23 protein-coding genes and 1 tRNA gene are annotated in these 21,699 nt (G+C 46.7%); 15 read left to right on the top strand and 9 right to left on the bottom strand.

The window, feature by feature from the left end; all coding sequences use genetic code 11:
- The first annotated feature begins 28 nt into the window (after nucleotides 1-28).
- Nucleotides 29-1,165: a cytochrome P450 gene (locus tag KD145_RS05195; RefSeq protein ID WP_212004847.1), complete on the top strand. Its 1,137-nt coding sequence runs from the start codon at nucleotides 29-31 to the stop codon at nucleotides 1,163-1,165.
- On the opposite strand, the gene KD145_RS05190 is transcribed toward KD145_RS05195, so the two are convergent.
- The 8 genes from KD145_RS05190 to KD145_RS05155 form a co-directional block, all read right to left on the bottom strand.
- Nucleotides 1,159-2,133 (bottom strand): hypothetical protein, encoded by a 975-nt coding sequence (locus KD145_RS05190; RefSeq protein ID WP_212004846.1) that lies wholly within the window; start codon nucleotides 2,131-2,133, stop codon nucleotides 1,159-1,161. The genes KD145_RS05195 and KD145_RS05190 overlap by 7 nt on opposite strands.
- Nucleotides 2,134-2,240: 107 nt before the next feature.
- Nucleotides 2,241-4,058: a hybrid sensor histidine kinase/response regulator gene (locus KD145_RS05185; RefSeq protein ID WP_212004845.1), complete on the bottom strand. Its 1,818-nt coding sequence runs from the start codon at nucleotides 4,056-4,058 to the stop codon at nucleotides 2,241-2,243.
- Between the two features lie 286 nt (nucleotides 4,059-4,344).
- The gene (locus tag KD145_RS05180; protein ID WP_212004844.1) at nucleotides 4,345-5,139 is read right to left on the bottom strand and encodes a PhzF family phenazine biosynthesis protein; all 795 of its coding nucleotides are present in this window, start codon (nucleotides 5,137-5,139) and stop codon (nucleotides 4,345-4,347) included.
- Nucleotides 5,140-5,216: 77 nt separating this feature from the next.
- Nucleotides 5,217-5,996 (bottom strand): hypothetical protein, encoded by a 780-nt coding sequence (locus KD145_RS05175; RefSeq protein WP_212004843.1) that lies wholly within the window; start codon nucleotides 5,994-5,996, stop codon nucleotides 5,217-5,219.
- An 85-nt stretch (nucleotides 5,997-6,081) separates the two neighbouring features.
- Entirely contained in the window at nucleotides 6,082-6,510 is a 429-nt protein-coding gene (locus tag KD145_RS05170) for a VOC family protein (protein ID WP_212004842.1), read from the bottom strand.
- A gap of 256 nt (nucleotides 6,511-6,766) precedes the next feature.
- On the bottom strand, nucleotides 6,767-7,810 hold the full coding sequence (locus tag KD145_RS05165; RefSeq protein WP_212004841.1) for a sensor histidine kinase: 1,044 nt from the start codon (nucleotides 7,808-7,810) through the stop codon (nucleotides 6,767-6,769).
- An 11-nt stretch (nucleotides 7,811-7,821) separates the two neighbouring features.
- Complete coding sequence (locus tag KD145_RS05160; protein ID WP_212004840.1) at nucleotides 7,822-8,565, bottom strand: LytTR family DNA-binding domain-containing protein; 744 nt, start codon at nucleotides 8,563-8,565, stop codon at nucleotides 7,822-7,824.
- Nucleotides 8,566-9,039: 474 nt separating this feature from the next.
- Complete coding sequence (locus KD145_RS05155) at nucleotides 9,040-9,618, bottom strand: DUF1579 domain-containing protein (protein ID WP_212004839.1); 579 nt, start codon at nucleotides 9,616-9,618, stop codon at nucleotides 9,040-9,042.
- Nucleotides 9,619-9,758: 140 nt separating this feature from the next.
- On the opposite strand from KD145_RS05155, the gene KD145_RS05150 reads away from it, so the two are divergent.
- The 6 genes from KD145_RS05150 to KD145_RS05125 all read left to right on the top strand — a co-directional run bounded on the left by KD145_RS05150 (nucleotide 9,759) and on the right by KD145_RS05125 (nucleotide 15,405).
- Complete coding sequence (locus tag KD145_RS05150; RefSeq protein ID WP_212004838.1) at nucleotides 9,759-10,247, top strand: hypothetical protein; 489 nt, start codon at nucleotides 9,759-9,761, stop codon at nucleotides 10,245-10,247.
- Nucleotides 10,248-10,327: 80 nt separating this feature from the next.
- On the top strand, nucleotides 10,328-11,200 hold the full coding sequence (locus KD145_RS05145; RefSeq protein WP_212004837.1) for a sugar phosphate isomerase/epimerase: 873 nt from the start codon (nucleotides 10,328-10,330) through the stop codon (nucleotides 11,198-11,200).
- Between the two features lie 11 nt (nucleotides 11,201-11,211).
- Nucleotides 11,212-12,576 (top strand): Gfo/Idh/MocA family protein, encoded by a 1,365-nt coding sequence (locus KD145_RS05140; protein WP_212004836.1) that lies wholly within the window; start codon nucleotides 11,212-11,214, stop codon nucleotides 12,574-12,576.
- 425 nt (nucleotides 12,577-13,001) lie between these two features.
- Complete coding sequence (locus KD145_RS05135; protein ID WP_212004835.1) at nucleotides 13,002-14,183, top strand: T9SS type A sorting domain-containing protein; 1,182 nt, start codon at nucleotides 13,002-13,004, stop codon at nucleotides 14,181-14,183.
- Between the two features lie 71 nt (nucleotides 14,184-14,254).
- On the top strand, nucleotides 14,255-14,914 hold the full coding sequence (locus KD145_RS05130; protein WP_212004834.1) for a GDSL-type esterase/lipase family protein: 660 nt from the start codon (nucleotides 14,255-14,257) through the stop codon (nucleotides 14,912-14,914).
- Between the two features lie 122 nt (nucleotides 14,915-15,036).
- Nucleotides 15,037-15,405 carry a YccF domain-containing protein gene (locus KD145_RS05125; protein ID WP_212004833.1) on the top strand — a complete coding sequence of 123 codons (369 nt, stop codon included), beginning with the start codon at nucleotides 15,037-15,039 and terminating at the stop codon, nucleotides 15,403-15,405.
- 1 nt (nucleotide 15,406) lies between these two features.
- On the opposite strand, the gene KD145_RS05120 is transcribed toward KD145_RS05125, so the two are convergent.
- A complete protein-coding gene (locus KD145_RS05120; protein ID WP_212004832.1) occupies nucleotides 15,407-15,769 on the bottom strand; it encodes a glyoxalase superfamily protein in 363 nt (120 codons plus the stop codon).
- 101 nt (nucleotides 15,770-15,870) lie between these two features.
- Between KD145_RS05120 and KD145_RS05115 the strand changes: the two genes are divergently transcribed.
- The 8 genes from KD145_RS05115 (at nucleotide 15,871) to KD145_RS05080 (ending at nucleotide 21,602) form a co-directional block, all read left to right on the top strand.
- Nucleotides 15,871-15,943, top strand: a tRNA-Lys gene (locus KD145_RS05115).
- Nucleotides 15,944-16,195: 252 nt separating this feature from the next.
- The gene (locus KD145_RS05110; protein WP_212004831.1) at nucleotides 16,196-17,458 is read left to right on the top strand and encodes a site-specific integrase; all 1,263 of its coding nucleotides are present in this window, start codon (nucleotides 16,196-16,198) and stop codon (nucleotides 17,456-17,458) included.
- A gap of 53 nt (nucleotides 17,459-17,511) precedes the next feature.
- The gene (locus KD145_RS05105) at nucleotides 17,512-17,793 is read left to right on the top strand and encodes a hypothetical protein (protein WP_078668338.1); all 282 of its coding nucleotides are present in this window, start codon (nucleotides 17,512-17,514) and stop codon (nucleotides 17,791-17,793) included.
- Between the two features lie 219 nt (nucleotides 17,794-18,012).
- Nucleotides 18,013-19,272: a hypothetical protein gene (locus KD145_RS05100; RefSeq protein WP_212004830.1), complete on the top strand. Its 1,260-nt coding sequence runs from the start codon at nucleotides 18,013-18,015 to the stop codon at nucleotides 19,270-19,272.
- A 159-nt stretch (nucleotides 19,273-19,431) separates the two neighbouring features.
- Nucleotides 19,432-19,710, top strand: a complete 279-nt coding sequence (locus tag KD145_RS05095; protein WP_078668340.1) for a helix-turn-helix domain-containing protein — start codon at nucleotides 19,432-19,434, stop codon at nucleotides 19,708-19,710.
- Nucleotides 19,710-20,609 carry a hypothetical protein gene (locus KD145_RS05090; RefSeq protein WP_212004829.1) on the top strand — a complete coding sequence of 300 codons (900 nt, stop codon included), beginning with the start codon at nucleotides 19,710-19,712 and terminating at the stop codon, nucleotides 20,607-20,609. Before KD145_RS05095 ends, KD145_RS05090 begins: the two co-directional genes overlap by 1 nt.
- Nucleotides 20,530-21,213: a hypothetical protein gene (locus KD145_RS05085; RefSeq protein WP_212004828.1), complete on the top strand. Its 684-nt coding sequence runs from the start codon at nucleotides 20,530-20,532 to the stop codon at nucleotides 21,211-21,213. Before KD145_RS05090 ends, KD145_RS05085 begins: the two co-directional genes overlap by 80 nt.
- Before the next feature lie 17 nt (nucleotides 21,214-21,230).
- Entirely contained in the window at nucleotides 21,231-21,602 is a 372-nt protein-coding gene (locus KD145_RS05080; RefSeq protein WP_212004827.1) for a hypothetical protein, read from the top strand.
- The last annotated feature ends 97 nt before the right edge of the window (nucleotides 21,603-21,699 follow it).

Genomic DNA, 21,699 nt, shown 5'->3' with positions numbered 1-21,699 from the left:
TCCTAATTCAATTCCCTGGTTTGCAAAAATGAGAGCTGAAAATCCGGTTGTATATGATCCGGACTTTGTTTTTTACTACGGCGTGCAAGGCGCGTGGCAGATTTTTTCGCATAAGGAAGCGAAACAAGTGTTGGGTGATTATAATTCCTTTTCCAATTTATTTATTCCTAACCTCGGAAAAAACATCATGGGCAGAAACCTCAACCAGAGCGATCCGCCCGATCACAAAAAACTTCGGTCCCTGGTAGCTAAAGTGTTTGTACCATCGGTTATCTCCAAACATGCAGACTGGATCCGGCAACAGTGCGAAGACATTATCGACCCGCTGCTCGAAAGAGGGGAGATGGATTTTATCCACGATTTTGCCATTGCATTGCCCAACCGCGTGATTGCCCAATTGCTGGGCATTCCGGCGGAAGATCATCAGCTGGTGCATAGCTGGGTCACCACTATCGTCACCAATGTAAAAACAATGGAAGAGATGCAGGCATCGTTTGCAGCGCAACAACAGATTGCAGACTATCTCGACAAAATGGTTGAAATGAGAAGGGTGGAACCGAAGGATGATCTGATCTCTCATCTGCTGGCATCGGAAGTGAATGGTGAAAGACTTAACAATGAAGATTTGCTGGGCACAGTAGTAGGTATGTTCCTGGCTGGCTTTGAAACCACTTCTTCACTGCTGGGTAACATTGCCTATACTTTCTGTCATCATCCGGAAGTGTTGGACCACTACCTGGATCATCCTGAAGATTTTGACAATATTATCAATGAAGTATTGCGGGTGCTTCCTTCTGCCAAATCCATGACAAGGGTGGCCAAACATGATCTGGAGTTGCACGGGCAGCAGATCAAAAAAGGAGATTATCTCAACATCTGGCTGATAGCTGCCAACCATGATCCTGAAGTATTCCCTGAACCGGACAAATTTGATTTCAGACGCCCCAACCATGCAGAAAGCCTCAGTTTCGGGCATGGTATCCATTACTGCTTTGGGGTGCCACTGGCTAAAATGGAAACAGAAATAGCATTAAAAGTGGTGTTCTCCCGGATCAGGGATCTCCGGATAAAAGAGGGAGTGAAGATTGAAATGACGCCCAGTACGATTATTACGGGCTTTACAAAATTACCGGTCACGTTCTCGACAGTGAACGTATATCAATAGGGGTTATATCTGGGAGTATCTGTAATGCTCCAGTGAAAGAAGCCGGCGATCATTGTCTCCAGTCCGTTCACATACACTTGTATCCTTTTATTCAGTTCTTCCCCAAAATCCGGTAACGCCGCTCTGCAGGATACAAATTCACTTATTTCTTTATCATGAACAGATGCCGCCATCAACACTGCCTCTTCGAGGGTAGTGTTGTGGTGGTATTTGAGCATCATCACCAGATTGTGCTCGTCGCCGTGTTCCAGTTCCTTGCGGAGTGAGAACACGTCATTGGCCCAGCATACCACTCTTCTGGCGAGGGAGGTGAGGTGTACGATGTCGGGATGCTGCAGCACATACATGGGTAACCATACGCCGGTGGCCAGCTCGTTGATATCGGTACCGATATTGGCTGCAGAGAAAAACAGGCGCATATGCATGTACTGCGCCACCGTTGGATGTCTTTCCCTGTTTTTATTGTTTTTGGCTTCCCAGATGGCTGCCTCAAAGGTGGCCTGTACACTGATCTGGAACTGCGACTGCCAGCTGGGCCTGCTCATCGCGTCCAGGCGGATACAGATATCACTGAGGGCGTGAAAAAATTTGTTGTCGATGGCAGACACCTTGTGTTTGAGCACATAAGAAAAGCCATCCACGAGTTGCTGGAGATAGTTTTCTTCCCGGATATAAGCGGTGGAAGGATCTACATGGTCCAGTTGCTCGTCCAGCACAAACAGCCAGCTGTATAGGTTGTCTATACAACAGAGCAGTTCGAAGTCAGCTTCCGGCATAGTACGGCAGGTCATCCAGGCCATTTTATACCGGGCAAAATGACGTTCTTCCTCCGTGCTGTTCAGCAGCTGGTATTTGTGGAGGAAGTCGAATGTGTGGGTGGAAACGAGCTCCACGTAAGGGCTGATACTGGTGGAAAAGGGGCAGTACAGCCTCGGAATGACAATCTTGGCAGTTTCGGTTTGATTCATAAACATAGACAATCGGTGATAAACAAAAAGGTACCTATTCGCGCAGGTATACGCGAGTTAAAAGGGAAATGGTTGAAACGGTTGTAACGGTTGATATCTGCTTAAAACTAATTTTTAACGATTGCTCCTGTTAGAAGGTTTTTCACCAATACATCAATCAGGATATTGAAGTCGATAGGCTTGATCATGTAATCGCAGGCTCCTTCCAGTAGAATTTCCTGAATATTTGTTTCATCGGTATCCGCCGATGCGGCTATGACAGGTATATTTTTTAATGTGGGTGTTGATTTCAGCTCTATGAGTACATCCTTTCCTGATTTGCCGGGCAGGCTCATGTCGAGGATGATGATATCGGGCTGGTTAAATGCTTTGTTAATGGCTTCGTGTCCGTTGTCGGCATGCATGATGGAGAAACCACGTTTGCTGAGCAGGAGAGACAGGTAACGCTGGGTCATGATGTCATCTTCTACCACCAGTATCTTTTTGCCTTCAAAGGAAATCAGGTTGTTTTCCCGGAGTTCAATGCTAGCGGATTTGACTTCGCCGGTAAAGGGCACTAACGGTAAGGTTACTACGAATTCTGTTCCTTCTTCCATAATGCTGCGTACCTGGATGGTACCACCCAGTATTTTTACGAGGTGATTGGTAATATTGAGGCCCAGGCCGCTGCCCTCGGCGAAGTTGATGGTGGTGCGGGTGAATTCCTTGAACAGGGTGGAGATCCTGTCAGGTGAAATGCCGGCGCCCTGGTCTTTTACGGCAATGTACCAGTGGGTATCATCGCGGTAGATGCGGAGGAAAATGCTGGTATTGGAACGGGTGAACTTGATGGCATTCACCAAGATGTTGTTCACGATTTTTGTCAGCTTGATACTGTCTTCCAGGATGGCGGAAGGGAAGTTGGGCTGTACTTCCAGTTCTATCTTCACTCTTTTTTCATTGGCGAAATACTGATAGATGTTGACGATATTGGTGATCCAGCTGAAGAGCAGGATGGATTCCTTTTTGACGTCATCGAAGTTGCCGGAGTCCAGTTTACATTTGTCCTGGGTGTTGTTGATCAGGCTTTGCAGGTTACGGCAGGCGATGAACAGGTCTTCGTCAATTTTTTTCTCGCTCTGGCCTTTGTCTTTGCCGGATAGCAGTTTCAGCTGGGCGATACTGTAGATGGCATTCAGCGGTGTTCTCAGCTCATGGGTGAGTTCACGTACATATATATTTTTAGCGGTGACAGCTTTTTCCAGGTTGGCCGTTCTTTCCTTTACCTGTTGCTCCAACCGTGTATTGGCGGTATGCAGGTCGCGGTTGAGGGCGGTCAGCTGAAGGTTACGCTGGCTGATGGTATGAAACAGTTTGGCATTATAATGTACAAGAGATACCAGTGAAACGGAAGTAAGTGTCAGCACTGTAAATGCCGTACAATAATAGATGAAGTTGAGCATCCCGGGGCTAAAGTCCAGCGGCGGCACAAAATGCATGGAGCGGTTCAGCTCCAGGAATAACAGGGATACTGCTGAAATAACCAGGCAATACGTCTGGGCCGCGCCTACTTTGATAAAGGAGAGGCAGCAAATCAGCAGGAAAAGTGTAAGCCAGATGGGGTCCACAGCTGCAGACAGGGTAAGCCCATAATAGATGATTGCCAGATTGATGATCATCTGAAGTGTGATCCCTGCGGCCACATGCTTTTTCTTTTTATTAAGATAAAGCACCCCGAAAAATACAATGCTCTCAATAACAGTCGCCACAAAAATGGAGAAGTATCCTGAGAGAATCCAGTAAGCCGAACCGAGTCCTAAACTCAATACGATCAGTAAAGCAGTAATGATGTTGATTTTAACAATCCGGTGATTATCTTCCTTCTCATAGCGTTTACTGGTCCCTAAATGAAGGAGTGATTTGAATAATACAGTGATTTCTTTCATCTGCAGTGCAAATTTTCATTGTTGAGGTTAGCTAGAGATGAGTCTTTTATGGTTAATCTGGGCGGTAGGGACTGGAACCTTACAATCATATTCCATCCTTAGGTGTGTGTCGTTAAGCTAAATTTAACAAAAACTTATCACATAATAGGGTAATTATTTTAACATATTTAAAGATTAACAAAAAAACTGTTGCGAATATACGCACTTATGATGTTACCGCTATATCCACTTTGAAATATTATTTGTGTAAATAATTGAAATTCAAAATATTGGTTTCGTCGCCGTTTCACCAATTCACCCGGCAGGTCCCTGTGAAATAAGTCACTGCCTCACCAGCGATCTTAACAATTGTTCCCTGATCTGCACAATACAAGGTTCCTCCTCTGTCAGATAATTGCCGGGCCAGCAGCTCTTTTCTGCCCAGCTGTCCGCTCCAGTAAGGAATCAGTGAACAATGGGCCGAGCCGGTTACGGGATCTTCAAATATAGAAGCCTGCGGCGTAAAAAAACGCGATACAAAATCACAGTCACTACCCGGAGCAGTGATCACCACACCACCAGGGTCCAGGTTGATACGGTCCAGTATCTGCCGGTCTATCTGTATCTCCCGGATATCTGTCTCAGACGCATATACGAGCACATAATCCCTGGATCGGAGAACGGCTACGGGCATACGGTCCAGTGCCAGCCGGATGCTCTCCGGCAGCTCAGCCGGTACCGGCGGACGGGAAGGGAATTCCAGCACATAACGGGCACCTTCTACCTTTACTTTCAGCAGACCACTACGGGAATGAAAACGCAGCTCATCACCGGGATGCTGCAGGATGGTATGGATAGCGTGGGCCGTAGCCAGCGTGGCATGGCCACAGAGGTCCATTTCAATTTCAGGTGTAAACCAGCGAAGGGCAAAATCATTTCCTTCCGGAATAAAAAAGGCGGTTTCCGCCACCGCATTTTCCCGGGCTATCTTCAGCAGGACCTCATCGGGAAGCCAGTGTTCCAGTGGCATAACACAGGCCGGATTACCTGCAAACAAACGATCAGTGAAGGCATCAATCTGGTAAAGGGCAAGTTGCATCATTTCTTCTTTATAGTCATCCGTGTCTAAGTTACGCTATTAACGATTATCTCCGTAAACGTAAAGAAGAAAGGAGGCTGTCAGGGAGCGGCTTTTTTCTGCTGGCTTCGTTCATAGATACGGGTAAAACCGCCGATGATCAATAGTAAAACACCGGCCAGAATAACCAGGGCTGCCAGCACTTTTGACCAGAGCGCCTGAAAACGGGTGATGGCATAAATGCCGGTGGCAAAGAGTCCAACGCTGACGATTCCCCAGATCCAGAGCAACAGTTTGTAACCCGCGGAAATGGGCTGGCCGGACGTTATTCTTTTCCGGTAAGGGATGGTTTCCGGCGTGCTGCGGTAATGCGCGGAAAATTCATAAAACTGTTTTCTACCGATAGCCTCCCAGCCTGTAGTGGAGGAGATCACCGGTTCAAAATAGGCAGCACCTTCTTTTACATGGGTATAAAAACTCAGTAATTCTTCCAGAAACTGATTCACGTTGGCATAAAAACCACTGAACTCTTCGAGGTCTATATACAATATATCATCATGGGAGGGCGCAGCAGCCAGGTAAGCCAGCCATTCGTCGTATAACGGCAACAAGGCAGGATAAACGGTTCCGATATAAGACCGGTGCGCAGCCCCGTTTTGAAGGGCCTTGCTCCGGGAAATCCGGATGTCTGTATCAATCGGTTCTCCGTCCATGGATTCATCTGCTGTTTCGTATAACATCTGAAAGGCAGGTTTCACACGTTCAATATCGTGCTTTTCCAGTAACAGCAGCCAGAAGTACGCCAGGCTGTTATTGCCTTCGAACAGTACTTCCTGGTTTTCCGGATCGGTCTTGATCATTAAATATGTCCTGTTGCCCATAAAATATTGGATTTTGAGGGTTAGACGATGCTGGATAAACGGATACTCCCGGTGCTGACCGGGAGTATCGGAAAGACCACAAAAATCAGCCGGGTTGGTTGTAATCGTAGTTCACCATCCACAGCACACCGTATTTATCTGAGAACATACCAAAATAGGCGCCCCAGAATGTTTTGTCCAGTGGCATGAGTACTTTGCCTCCGGCAGAAAGGCCATTGAAAAGTTTTTGAGTTTCTTCCTCGCTGGTGGTGGTGATGGAAAGATAACAACTGTCACCTTTGGTAACAGCCCCCATGTATGGCGGACGGTCGCTGCCCATCAGCACAGAACCATTGCTGATCGGTAATGACACGTGCATCACCAGCTGACCGTCTGACGGACTGGCCTGGTATTCTTTGGGAACATCACTGAAACGGGTGAGATTGGTAAAATCACCGCCAAATACGCTTTTGTAAAAGTTGAAGGCCTCTTCGCAATTACCATCGAAGTTGAGATAAGGATTTAATGCAGCCATGGGAAATGGTTTTTATGGTGATGAATGAATGATGGTTTTGCTTTTGGGGTATGGATCATCTATCATATCACAGGTATCTCGGTATGCATTCACTTAACAAATAGGTATCAATAATAAGCAGTAATTACTGTATTTGTTCACCGTAACCAAAAAATAATACTTTTTTTTTCTGCATATGACATATTTCCCGTTGGGAAAACGAGCCCATCAGAATGACAACCACGTTGTCTATGTTTGATAAAAGGCAACTGGCACGTTAGCATCGCTGGACAGGAATCATGAGGGTAACCCTTACGCCTGTACGACCTTCTGTTTGTTTGTCGGTGATCGTCAGGGTGGCGGTTTTACCGGTCTGATGACTCAGCATTTTCAGCCGCTCACGCACGATGGTGCCGGAAAGCGTATGTTTTTCCTTTTTCTTCACCGGCTGTAATCCCTGGCCATTATCTTCGATTATACAGTGCAGGATGTCTTCCTTCAGTTCCAGGGTAATGCTGATATGACCATGATGCGCTATGTTACGCATGCCATGCTGGATGGCGTTTTCCACGAAGGGCTGCAACAGCATTGGCGGAATACAGATATCACTGCTGTCTTCTTCGGGGATATCCTGTATCGTATAGTCGAACACGTTATCGAACCGTACCACCTGCAGACTGAGGTAGTTTTCAATGGCTTCGGTTTCCCGGTGCAGCGGTACCAGGCTATGGCGGGAGTTTTCGAGGGTGAGGCGCAGCATCCGCGAGAATTTGTTGAGGTACCTGACGGATTTGTCTTTCTCATCACGGCGGATGAAGCTCTGTAAAACGGAGAGGGTATTAAAAATAAAATGGGGTTCCATCTGACTGCGCAGCAGGCGTTGTTCAAGTTCCAGGCTCATTTTTGCGGTCACCAGCCTGCGCTGCCGGATGAGAAGGAGAGTGGTAAAAATACCCAGTGCCAGCAGGAACATGATGAGGACCAGAATAATCTGCTGGTGATAGTTGTATTGCCGGCTGAGGTCCAGCATCTGCTGTTGCCGGGATTCCAGCTCTTTCAGGCCTTGTACGGCTGCGGCCTTCCACATCTGTTTTTCATCCTGTTCGCTGAGGGCTGTATTGGAGGTTGAATCCAGGATACGGAGCACATTTTGATAATCACCTTTGTTGTAATATTCCTGATAAACAGAAGGGGCTCCTACCACCTGGGCAGCTGTAAATACGGGTGTGACGGCTGGAGTAGAGGACGGGGGCTGCTGCCGGCAGCTACAGATGCCGGAAAGCAGGAGGAAAAGCAAAAAAGGCCGATGGCTGCTATGCATGCAAAAAAGAATTAATGATCACCCATCAGGAACTGCCTGACGTATTCTCGTTTACGCGCCGAAACCGGTATCTGTGTTCCGTCTTTCAGAACCAGTATGCCGTCTTTCAGGAAGCGGTCTATAAAATGATGGTTAACGATATAGGACTGATGGATACGGATAAACCAGCTTTCGGGTAATAGCTCATCATATTCCTTGATAGGACGGGAGACCATTACCTTTCTATTACCGGTAAGATAGAAAGTGGTATAACTGCCATCGCTCTGGCAATACAATATTTCTTCGAAAGGCACCACCTGCAGGTACTGGGAGGAACGGAGGACTATACGGTTCACCAGCCCGGACTTCTTCTGCTGAAGATGGCCCCTGGTAATATCGATCTGTGTGCGGGTATTCACTGGGCTTTCCGCAACAAGTCGTTTAAGCGTTTCCACCAGTTCTTCTTCATCCACAGGTTTCAGCAGATAATCAAAAGCCCCGAATTTGATGGCTTTGATGGCGTGTTCGTTATACGCAGTGATAAATATGATACGGAAGTTCCGGTCGGGAAATTCCTGTAACAGGTCAAAACCGGTGCCATCGGCCAGTTCTATGTCGAGCAACAGCAATTCCGGTTCTGTACTGGGGATGATCACCCTGGCTTCCGCGATGCTGCCGCAACTACCCAGCACCACAAAATCGGGGTAGCGCTTCATCAGCCATTCGAGGTCTTTCCGGATGGCAGGTTCATCATCGATAATCAGCGTGCGGATCATAGTTTCCTAATATGAGTTATTTCTTTAAATGTAATAAAAAAATCAGGTATTACCCATTGGGCAATACCTGTAAGGTTATCAACAAAGAATTGAAAGGTCGGCAAAACAGCTAAAAACAACAAATAGGGCTTTCCAGGAAAACAAACTATATGACTAGATATTTTTTTCATAAATGGGGGAGCCTGCTGAAAGAGGAAGGACTCCTGTTTCCGGAAATAGGCGTGTGGCCTTTTTTCGGGTATGATACCGGGATCAATAGCAGACGGTTCAAAAGTAGGGAGTTAAGATCAGCAGGTGTTGCTGGAATTAATATCCGTACCCTATTTCTTTATATTCGTTTTGATATTTACGTGTTTTGATGGGCGAAAGACAACAATGCCCGATGCCTTTTGAGCTGGGCTCTTTATTGCCGGAAGGTGTATATGGACATTATGCAGACTACTGCAGCTTAACCGGGGCTGCTGCCCCGGGAGCCTATTGGCGTTTAAATTTTACTTCCATATCCTTCACTTCCTTGCCATTCATCACGCGATATGCTTCCAGGGTATAGTTGTTATCGTCCTGGAATTTATATACCTGGCGCAGGTCTATCATTTTATGACTAATGGGATCGTGACATTTTCCTGTGTATACGATACCGCTGATGGTCGGGTCCCATTTGCCTTCCAGCATCATGATACCGGTTCCCATATTGTCGATCCAGGTGTTGAGGAACATTCTACGGGAATTGTCGTAAGCAGTAGTGCTGAGGCCTTCAAAGGGTTTGCCTTCCATTTGAGAAGTGACGCGGCCTTCCTGATAGCGTCCTCCCATGACCATGGTATTGCGGCAGGTGCCGGTTGTTTTTTCCGGTGGCGCACCAGGTCCTTTCCACATAGTTATTTCGCAGGCCCAGTCGCCATTCATTTTGGCCAGTCGATCATGTTCGGGGCCAGGAGTCATGTAGGTCATCCAGGCCCTGTGGATAGCCGCGGTGTCTATCTTTTGTGCGGAGGTGGTAGTAACTGCCAGCAGGCACCATGCGGCCACTGCCAGTACATGAATTGTTTTCATAGTCTGAGGCTGTTTAGAGTGAGTAATGGGGTTTTATAGTGAGATGCAATTTAGTTAATTATGCAGTGTAGTGTTGGACATAGGTGTTGTACCATGCTATTTAATTGTATTTTCGGGATCTTAAGGCAGAGAGATATCATATGAAAACGGCGACTATTAATGAATTAAAGAAAGAACTGGCAACAGTGCCACCGGCACAGCTGGCAGCATTATGTTTACGATTAGCGAAGTATAAAAAAGAAAACAAAGAACTGCTTACTTATTTGTTGTTTGATGCAGATGATGAGCAGGGATATATCAATTCCGTGAAAACTGAGATAGACGCAGGTTTTGAAGAGATGAAGGGAAGTAATCTGCATAACGCTAAAAAACGGTTGCGGAAAATACTGCGCATCACTAACAAACATATCCGGTATATGGGTTCCAAACCGGCAGAGGCGGAGTTGCTGATTTATTTCTGTGAATGCCTGAAGGATTCGGGATTGTTGTCGAAGCACAGTACGGTGCTGCAAAATTTATATGCAGCACAGCTGAAGAAGATTGTGAAGGTAGTCGTGGGACTGCATGAAGACCTGCAGCACGATTACCGGCGGCAGGTAGAGCCTTTGCTGGAGTTGTTGCGGTCGTAAAGAAAAGTGCAGGGCTTTGATTTCTCCCGGATAATTATTATTTTTTCGTCAGACCAGTTTTTATCCGGGTCTTCCACTTTATGAAAAGTATGTTGATATGCCTGTTTTTCGCAGGCGCTTCCTGTTTTTTGCAATCGAATGCACAAACGAGATTGCCAGTCATCGGTATTGCTACTTCCATAGAAAATGACAGTCTGGCCAGGGCTGCCGGCTTTACCTTCCTGGAAGAGACAGTCCGCAAGCTGCTGTCGCCGGCGCTGAGTGAGGCTCAGTTTGAAGTCAACCTCTCAAAACTAAAAGCTGCACACTGTCAGGTGCAGAGCTGCAATGTTTTTATTCCCGGTTATCTTAAACTGATGGGCCCTTCGGTAGATGAGGCCTGGGTGTTGGGGTATGTAGACACCGTGATGCGCAGGGCAGAGAAAGCCGGAATCAGGTTGATAGTACTGGGGAGCGGAGAGGCGCGTAAGATACCGGAAGGGGCAGACCCGGTGGCGGCCAGGGACCGGTTTATTACGCTGGCCCGCAAAATGGCCACCATCGCGCAGCAGCATAACTGTCTCATTGCCATGGAAAATCTGAATGCTACCGAAACCAACTTCATCAACACCGTCGCCGAAGGCAACCGCCTGGTGACAGCGATAGCCCATCCCAATTTCCGGCTGACAGCAGATATATACCATATGCTCCGCGAAAATGAACCGGCTATCAATATAGAACAGGCCAGAGGCAACCTGGTGCATTGCCATATTGCGGAAAGAGAAAAACGCACCGCACCAGGTGTTGCGGGGGAAGACTTCCGGCCTTATCTGGCTGCGCTGAAAAAAATAGGTTATGAAGGGCGTATCATGATGGAGTGCAAGTGGACAGACCCCGCCAGGGAATACGCAGCAGCCGTGGTTTATCTGCAGGAGCAATTAAAAGAAGTATATCATATCTCCCGAAAAAAATAAAATACGCTACAATGACATCCACCAAAAAAACAAGGCGGGAATTTCTGCAACAATCGCTGATGGCCGGCGCAGGACTTACCATTACAGCCATGGGCATGCCAGCCAGCAGTTATGCCCGTATCATGGGCGCCAACGACCGGGTAAATGTAGGGCTGGTCGGATTTTCGGACCGGGCCCGTCAGGCATTGCTACCTTCTTTCTTCAGCCACAACAAGGAACTGAACTTCGATCTGATAGCCGTATCAGATATCTGGAACCGTCGCCGGGAGGAGGGCAAGGCTTTCCTGCAGGAGAAAACGGGGCATAACGTACAGGCCTGTATGAATAATGATGAGTTGTACCGTATTAAAAACCTGGATGCCGTATTTATTGCTTCGGCCGACTTCCAGCATGCTTATCATACAATTGAAGCGGTGAAGAACAAGTGTGATGTGTATAGTGAAAAACCTTTTGCGGAAACGATGGAAGATGCCCGCAATGCGCTCAAGGCGGTGAAGGAATCCGGAAAGATCATGCAGGTGGGCACACAAAGGCGTAGTGGCGGCAGTTATCATACGGCAGCTAACTTCATTCAGGAAGGGAAGTTTGGGGACATCACCATGGTAGAAATGACCTGGAACGTAAATCAGCCAGGGCGCTGGAGAAGGCCGGAGTTGGTGAAAAACATCCGGGAGTCTGATACCGACTGGAAACGTTTTCTGGCCGGTCGTCCGCAGGACAGCTGGGATCCGCGCAAATACCTGGAGTATCGCCTGTTCTGGCCCTATTCTTCCGGTATCTTTGGTCAATGGATGACGCACCAGATTGATACGGTGCATTGGTTCAGCGGTCTGAAACACCCGCGTAGCGCCGTGGCCAACGGAGGTATTTATATGTGGCATGATGGGCGTAAAAATCCGGATACGCTGACAGCGGTATTTGATTACGGTCCGGCCAATGAGCCTGAAAAAGGTTTCCAGGTGATGTATAGCAGCCGTTTCCACAACTCTGCCGGTGGTACCAAAGAGATCTATTATTCCAATGGTGGCACCATCGATATGTCTACCAACAAAATCAGCAGTACCGGCGGCCTCACAGAAAGAGAAGCCAGTGAAATGGGGATGCATGCCAACCTGTTGCCTTCACTGTCGCTGAATACACAGGAAAAGGTGGAAACAGGCGCCAATACAGGAGGTGACGCACTCACGAGCGCGCATGTACGAAATTGGATGACCTGTGTGCGGGAACGCAAACAGCCGAATGCTCCTATTGAAGCGGCGTATTCTCACTCCATCGCCCTGATCATGGGCAATGCGGCTTACCGCACTGGTATGAAAGCCACTTTTGACGAAGCCACCCAGGAAGTGATGGTAGGTGGTAAAGTATTTACGATGTAATCTTTTGTTGCTGCTGGTACAGGTCTGCGCTGCGGCGCAGACCTGAGAGTGGCTGTGGCAGGCATGTCTCATGGCCATGCTGCATGGATACCGGGGCGTGCCGGCAATGATGATATAGAACAGGCAGGCATATACGAAAAGGATACAGCCTTGCAGGGTAATATAGAATAAGCTGGTATATACGAAAGGGATACAGCCTTGCTGGGTAATATAGTACAGGCCGGTATATACGAAAATGGATACAGCCTAGCCGGGTAATTGCGTATCCTGGGAGCCGCAAACGAATCGGTCCGTGCCGACAAAAAATATCTTTTACAATACAGTAGATTCATTTGTTGTTTTCCCGCTAAATTGTTAACTTAAACAATCGATTGCATTTTTCAACCAAAATACTGAATCTACAACCCTCAAAACAATAAACACTCATGAAACCTGTTCCCAACAAACCCTTTCTGCGAGAGCGTATGCTGACGTCCTGCAGGGCAGCCCTTTTGTCTGTAGCCGGCATATTATGCCTCTCCCAGAGTCATGCCCAGGTGGTGCTTTCAGCCAACGGCCCGGGCAACACCTATGAACTGATAGAAAGCGTTTTAGGCAGCGGTACGGCCAGCGAAGTGCCTGACTGCGCCCATCCTTCCTTTGGTCGTCATATTACGGAGGAATTCGACAATGAGTTGAATAAAAATGTGTTTGTCTTCTTTATTCACAACACACCGGACAACGATCGTTGCGGTCCGAATACCGACCGGCAACGGAATGAGATCAAGACCTTTGGGCCTTCTCCTGCCAATGTAAAGGCTGCCTATGGTGAAACCGTCACCTATCGCTGGAAATTTAAAATAGATGCCGGCTTTATACCCACTACCGGTTTCTGTCATCTGCACCAGATAAAAGCAGGGGATGGGGATGATGCCGATGCACCACTGATCACGCTGACTCCCCGTGCCGGTAACCCGCAGAAGTTGCAGGTTATTTATACACCAGGCACTGGTTTGTCTGGTGGTGGTGAAAAGGCCAGCGCTCCACTTGCCAATTTCAAAGGCACCTGGGTAGAAGTGGAAGAAAAAATCACGTTTACCTCTACCGGTTCGTATCAGCTGGTCATCAAAAAAATAAGTGATGGCAGCACCCTATTGACCTACAGCAACAACAACATTGATATGTGGCGCACCGGCACTACTTTCTGCCGGCCCAAATGGGGCATCTACCGCAAACTGGTGACGGGCATGCGTGATGAAGCAGTACGGTTTGCCGATTTCTGCATTGCAGAAGGCAGTGCCACCTGTGGTGCACCTATGTTGCTGTCCACGTCGGAAACGCCGCCGGTAGCGGAAAAGGCAGCTTCTACCGAAAAAGTATCGTTTAACATCTTCCCTAATCCTTTCCCTCAGATTACCTATATCGATCTGGATGTTAAAGAGGCGGGTCGTACTACCATAGAGGTTTTTGATACCCAACAGAAACGGGTGGCCATGGTGCTCAACAGTAACCTGCAACCAGGGCAGCACCGGACCAGTCTGGATACTAAAAACCTGCCGGCAGGCACTTATGTGGTAACGGTGACCTATAACGGCAAGGTATACACTAAAATGATTACCAAACAGTAATGCGCTCCCTGTGCATGGAAGAATTACGGAGCAGGGTTCCCTGATTCGTAATTCTTCCTTATTTTGTGTCCATGATCAAGTGTTTTTTTTCTGCGTTATTATGTCTGCTGGCGGCACAAAGTCTGCAAGCCCAGAGCCCTGTCAAATACAAAGAGGATATCAGGGCCATCAAGAAGTATGATGAAATGTATACACCGCCGGCCAGGCCTATCCTGTTTATCGGCAGTTCGTCTATCCGTAAATGGAATGACCTGGAGCGTACCTTCTGCAACTATGTAGTGATGAACAGAGGTTTCGGTGGTGCTGTCACCAATGATGTGATCACTTACGCCAACGAACTGATTTTCGATTATCATCCCCGGCAGATTGTGATATATGTAGGAGAAAATGATCTGCCGGAAGGCGCTACAGCAGACAGTCTGCTTAACCGCTTCAAACAGCTGTACAGCATGATCCGGGCCAAACTGCCCCAGGTACCGATTGAATATATTTCCATCAAACCCAGTCCCTCCCGCGTACAGTACATCCAAACCGCAGAAGAAGGGAACCGCCTGATCAGGCAGTTTTTATCAGGAGAAGCCAATACCCACTTCATCGATGTGTTTTCGCTGATGCTGGACAAACAACATAAACCACGTCCGGAGCTGTTTGTAGACGATATGCTGCATATGAACCCTAAAGGCTATGCTATCTGGCGTAAAGCAATAGCACCTTATCTGCTCAAACAATAATCTTTTCGTATAGTCATTGTAACGCAGCCGTTTCCAGCGGCTGCGTTTTAGTTTTAATTATCTACTGCAGAAAAAAAGCAGACTGCTATGGAATGTATTCGTTTTTCTGTAATATTACGCGTATGAACTTACTTGGAAATATTATCTGGCTGATATTCGGCGGCTTTGCTTCCTTCCTGGGGTATATGGTGTCCGGACTGCTTTTTTGTGTAACGATTATCGGTATTCCCTTCGGTGTACAGTGTTTTAAAATAGGACTGTTTACCCTGATGCCGTTTGGCCGTGAAATAAGAGATGTACCCGGTCCCACAGGATGCCTGGCCACACTGTTTAATATTATCTGGGTCTTCACCGGCGGTATATGGGTAGCCCTCTGCCACTTTTTCTTCGGTGTGTTACTAACGCTTACGGTTATAGGTATTCCTTTTGGCCGCCAGCATTTTAAGCTGATGAGCCTTACCTTTGCTCCCTTTGGTAAAGAGATATACTGATCTATAAAGGCTCCTCAAAGATGATGGTGTTCTGGAACGGATCAATGACTGTCATCAGCAACACTTCCGGGTTCCATTCGGCGCGCTCCAGTCCGGGTTTCATGTATTTATAGTTTTTCTGTATCAGGGCAGCATGAAAAGTTTTCAGCCCTTTAAACTCCGTAATACTGATCCTGGAGCCAGGAGTGCCATCACCATGATGTTCGGAAAGATCCATCACCACATCACCTTTGGCAATCCGCATATACACTGGATTGCCTTCCGGCTTGTGTTCCCAGACAATTTCAAATTCGAGCCAGTCAACGTAAAATTGTATTGCTTTGGCATAGTCAAACATTCGGAAAATCGGAATAATGCGCGACATAAGGAGAAGATTGAGTTACTGCGGCATAAAAATATTATTGCCCGTGGCAATAAAAAATTTGGAAGTGAAGAGATTATGTCTATCTTTGCGCTCCGTTTAACGATTCCGTAGCTCAGTTGGTAGAGCAATACACTTTTAATGTATGGGTCCTGGGTTCGAGTCCCAGCGGGATCACAACAAGAATATCAAAGGAAATTAAAGCCGCTTAAATCGTAGGATTTATGCGGCTTTTCTGCTTTTGGTATGAAAAGATAAATCATATCAAACGAATCTGAAAGGATACAAAAAAGGATACAGTAAAAAAACTAAGTTTACTGTATCCTTTTTTCTGGGAGATGCTTACCAGTAAAAGGTTTTAGGACTTGCAAACCGAAACAAAACAAACCAAACAAAACCAAAAATCGGTAACCTAAAACTTATTTGACTATGAAAGTAAGTCAAGATTTATCAATCCTCTTTCATCTCCGGTACGATAACATGAACCCTAGCGGCAAGGCAACTATTTGCGTCCGTATTACTGTTACGGGTTTTCCCCGGGATGGTTTTTCACTGGGCTACAAAGTTGATCCCACGAAATTCAACAAAGAAGCCGGCATCTTTATGGGAAAGTCAGCAGAGGCCATTGAGATTAACAACCAGCTGCAACACGTCAGGGGTGAATTGCTACGGCACTACAACCTGTTGAAGAAGCAGGGATCAGCCGTTACCCCTACTATGATTAAAAACGCCTATCTGGGTGTTCATCAGGAAAAACGGACACTGTTGGAGGTCGTGGATTTTCATAACGGGAAGTTCAAAGAAAAGGTGGACAAGGGAAAGCGGGAAAACAGCACCTATAAAAAATGGCTCACTACAAAGGATAAGATCACAGCCTTTCTTTCCGGCGTCCTGAAAATGAAAGATATTCCACTCGAAAGAATTGAGTTTTCTTTCGCGGAAGATTTCTTCGATTATCTCACCCTTACAGAAGGTATCCAGGATAACACCGCTATGAAATACCTGAAGAACACCAAGCAGCTGTTAAAACTGGCGGTCCAGCGGAAATGGTTGCAGTGTAACCCTTTGCAGGATTATGTATGTTCCTATATCAACCCGGAGCGGGATATACTCACCGTGGCAGAACTCAGTACACTGTATCATAAACAATTTTCTATTCCCCGCCTACAGGAAGCCAAAGACGCCTACGTATTTATGACACTTACCGGCTACGCCTATAAAGATGCGCAGCTGCTTACTCCTGACAGTATCACTAAATACTTCGATGGCGAAGATTGGATTGTGAAAAACAGGGAAAAGACCTGGTGCCGTGAAAACGTTCCTTTGTTACCGTTAGCGAAAGAGATCCTGCGGAAGTATCGCGAGCATCCGCATTGCGTTGCCAACAATGTACTGCTGCCCATCAAAAGCAATCAGCGTTTTAACGGATACCTCAAAGAAATATCTGATCTCTGCGGCATTCAAAAGAACCTTACTACTCACACCGCGCGGCATACATTTGCCACCACCGTTACGCTGGCCAATGGCGTACCGCTGGAAACCGTGAGCGCCATGCTGGGGCATAAATCCATACGCACTACACAGATATATGCGAAGATTGTAGCCAGTAAGGTAAGCGATGACATGAGGGCGTTAAAGAACAGATTTAACCTTTCATTGCCTGATTCTATGCTGAGTGTAGCAGTGGCTTAATTCCCTGATTATTTACTGATTAATATTTGTTAACCTCTACATTATTGTTTGTTATGGAAACCGAAATACAACAAAATATCTTGTTTTGCATTCATACAGAGCTGGGCAGCTTTCTGCAAAAGTTTAGGATACGGGTTTGTAAAGAATGTAACTGGAGTGAGGCTACATACTATAGAAAAATGCGTTCACCTGGCTTTGCCGGCTATCGAAGAAGAAATTCTTTGTTAAGCAATGCTGAAAAGGAAAAAATCATCAGTATAAGAAAAGAAATAGTCAAAGAGATAATTGAAGAACTGGATAAAGAACCAATTTCCTGCCACTGGATTAGTTTTTAAAGCAGGTAGATTTAACTTATCAAGGCTGGTCGGTTGGAAAGCCCGCCAGCTTTGATAAGTATCTGATTAACAACTCGTTAACATCTTCTTTTCGTCCGATACATTTTATTGCAACCCCTGTTGATACTGAGCGTATCACAACCCCGGCCCCGATCATGTGATTTATGAAAGACCATTACGCAACCAAAACTATACTGCGCACATTTTAAAACCACCAATATGCAACAGTATTACCCATTATCCTTTTTTGAAAAATTTATTCACGTTGACCTCCAACAAGCATCGTACAAACGCAAACACCCTGACGAACAATTTTTCACACAAGCCGTTGACGACATTGTTAACGAAAAAAACAACATTCTCGAACGTACCGGAAGGTATCTCTACGATCTGCGTAAAAAGAAGCAGGTAGGGTGGTTTATTCAGCATTGCCAGCAGCACCTGGTTATTTTGATGGAGCTGGTTGCGGCCAACCTGCCGGAAGAAAGCCTACTGGATACTTCCATTTCTACAGCTAAAAAGACCTGGACAGATCTGTACAAAATCATCTATCTCAACCTTGCCGAACTGCTGGCATATCTCGAACGGAAATTCGGGAAGTACCTGGACATTGACTGTAAAGTACCGCCGTCTTACCTATTGACAGCCCAGGCGAAGTTTCAGAAAGACGTGGCGATACTGAAAGACGGTTTTATTTCCTCCGGTGTTGATGAACAGTTACAGCATGTTGTATTCATGCCATTTCTGGAACTCACCAAAAATAACCATATCACATCCCCGATCAGTTACCAGCAGTTACACTATTTAACGGAGATGAATAAACGATTATTCCAATTGCTGGACGCCAGCGGCGACAAGGCAGATTTTCCCGAAAAGCTGCACGAACTGTTATTGTTTATCAACTTTAACAACATTCACTACTTTGAATACTGGGTAAGCATGATAACGGCGCAACTCAAAGACTATCCCACCATCCGAGAGAAACTGGAACAGCTGATGTACCTCCAGAAGAAAACCAGCCAGGCCACCCTGAAACCCGCGTATGTGTTCAACTCCATGCGTCCAGCACTTCAAAACAAAATGCAATCATGGCTGGCGGATGAAATAGGTTACTACAAAGAAATCAGCGCAACATCAGGCGGCGCCCACCTGCCGGACGAACTAAGCCGCTGGAAAGATTTTAAGGTTCAAACTATTTTTTCAGTTCCGCAAATTGGCCATATTCTTAAACTACTGTTGGATAACGGTATTTATGTAAATAAAAACAGGGCGGAAGTCCTCGACTTCTTCTCTTACTTTTTCACCTCCGTAAAGCAGGATAGTATTTCCCCCAACAGCCTGCGAAATAGTTTCTATAACGATAATGCGGCTGTTTCCCGATCCGTCCGCGAGATCCTGATGCAGTTAGTCAACCGCTCACATAAAGGGCTAAACGTAGCCTTTTACCTAATGATAGACTGCTTCCTGCAACAATTCTGATTCCTCCATTACACGCTGATTCAAATATTATTAAAATAATTATACTAAAATCTTTCCTTTAGTAATCAATAAGTTACAGGGGGTTGTAAAACCCCTGTAACTATTCTTGCGTCCCTATTAGCTATTCTTTTGCTGCCATAACAAACAAACCCAAACCTTATGGCAGCAGAAATCCTCACCCGTGAAGATCTGGCGATCTTCAAAACAGAACTGTTCCGGGAACTACGGGAACTTGTAAACGCTCCCGCCATCCAGCCCCGGAAATGGCTTAAATCCTACGAAGTCCGCGACCTGTTAGGCATCTCACCCGGTACTCTTCAAAACATGCGTATCAATGGTACGCTCTCCTTTACCAAAATCGGCGGCTTAATCTTCTACGAGTACGACGACATCCTGAAACTGATGGAAGGCACCAAGAAACCTGTTAAGCGTTCCTGATGCCGGCACCAGCAGCTCATACCAACTACATCAGACACTTAAATGCTTTCTTCGCACAGGTGCGGAAGGAAACCCGCTTGCAGGCCAATCATGTAAGCCTTTACCTGGCATTGTTTCAGGTCTGGAACTATCATCGTTTCCAGAATCCTTTTCCCATCCTGCGCGAAGAAGTCATGAGTCTTTCCTGCATTGGCTCCCGGAGTACCTATGTACGTTGCTTAAAGCATCTGGACCACTGTCACTACATCATCTACGTACAGGCGCGGCAAGCCTACGCCACCAGCTACGTTTCCATCATCCCATTAGCCGATTTTATTGCCGATCAGCACCCGGAACAGCTGTTTCTGTTCCAGGATGAAAAGACCGATGCCACGTGGCCCAAAAGTGAGCCACATGACCTGCTCAAAACTGGGCCACACATGAGGCCCAATAATGGGCCTGACACGTGGCCTAAAACTGGGCCACATACAGGCCCAAAAGTGGGCCACTTTAATAAACATATAAACAATAATAAACGGGAGGGAGAAAACAGGCTCACGCCCCCATCAAAAAAAAATAAAAATGAAACTGAAAACCTCCCACACGATCCGGATGCACCCGGCGCGGAAAATGCACCCGGCGCCGCGCGGATTCTTCCCTCGCTGTCCGAGGTGCAGGAATTCTTTAGCACCTGCAGCTACCCGGAAGCAGAAGCAGGCAAATTCTTTCATCACTATCAGGCCAACGGCTGGCGGCAGGGCGGTAAAACGCTAATCACCGACTGGCAGGCCGCTGCCCACAAATGGATGCTAAACATTCACCCATCAAAACCGGAACATCATGACAAACATACCAAACCACCAACCGGAGCAGGACGGCTCCACACCAATGAAGACAAAAGCTATTCAGACCCCCTATGACTACTATCTGCTAATGCAGCAGCTGGAGGAGCATGGGAAAGATGTATACGGACCGGCTTTTCACATCGAAGACATAGACCGGCCGGTAGTCGTCAAATTGCTGGCTTACTTCCTGCAGGACCAGACAGTCGCCATTGCCGAAGGAATCGACCTGCATAAAGGTATCCTGCTTACCGGAAAAATCGGATGTGGTAAAACTTCCCTGATCAACCTTATGCGGCCCTTGTCCGCGGAGTCCTACCGGCCGCACATGATTTCCTGCAGGGAGATCAGCTTCGAGTTTAGCAAAATTGGTTACGATGTTATCAGTCGTTACAGCCGCAACGCTTTTTTTCCATACACCAACGTGCCCAGGATACATTGCTTTGATGACCTGGGCCTGGAACAAACGGTAAACTACTGGGGGAATAATTGCAACGTCATGGGCGAAATCCTTTTATCCCGGTATGACCTGCTGATTTCTCATAAGATGCTGACCTATGTTACGACAAACCTCAACAGCCAGGAGCTGGAGGATACTTACGGCAACCGGTTACGCAGCAGGATGAGAGCCATGTTTAACCTGATCGCATTTGACCCCGCCACCACCGACAAAAGACGATAACCCTTAATCCACAAAACATGTATCCATCTTTCATCGACATCATCAGCACTGAGGTTGCCGGCATCCGGCACATGAAAATCTGCGGACAAGATTATACTGCATACAGCTATGACTGGTATATCGATGACGCCATCGAGCTGGCAGCCCGTTGGAAGCCCGATCAGGTCACCTACCAGCGTATCCTGCACCTGCGTAACTGGATTAGAGAAAATTATCAGCACGATCACAATGTTTCGTATCAGCGGATACGTACACTGGCGGGCTGCCGGAAATGGGTGGAAGTTGTTATTCATGCGGAGTACCGGTATGCTGATGAAGTATTCAAAGAAGCATATCAGGAACAATTAAGGCAAAATAATGGTGTTTTTTCATTAAAAGACACGGGGTAAGCGATCGGCTTGGTAAACTGCTGATATGGTGATTTAAATAAATGTATCGGTATCGTCATGCAATACGTGATGGATTTGACAAAAGGATTATGTATAT

This window comes from Chitinophaga sp. HK235 (genome assembly GCF_018255755.1).
Taxonomy (GTDB): Bacteria; Bacteroidota; Bacteroidia; order Chitinophagales; family Chitinophagaceae; genus Chitinophaga.
The sequence above is the reverse complement of the archived record's forward strand: the minus strand, read 5'-3'. Positions and strand labels throughout refer to the sequence as shown.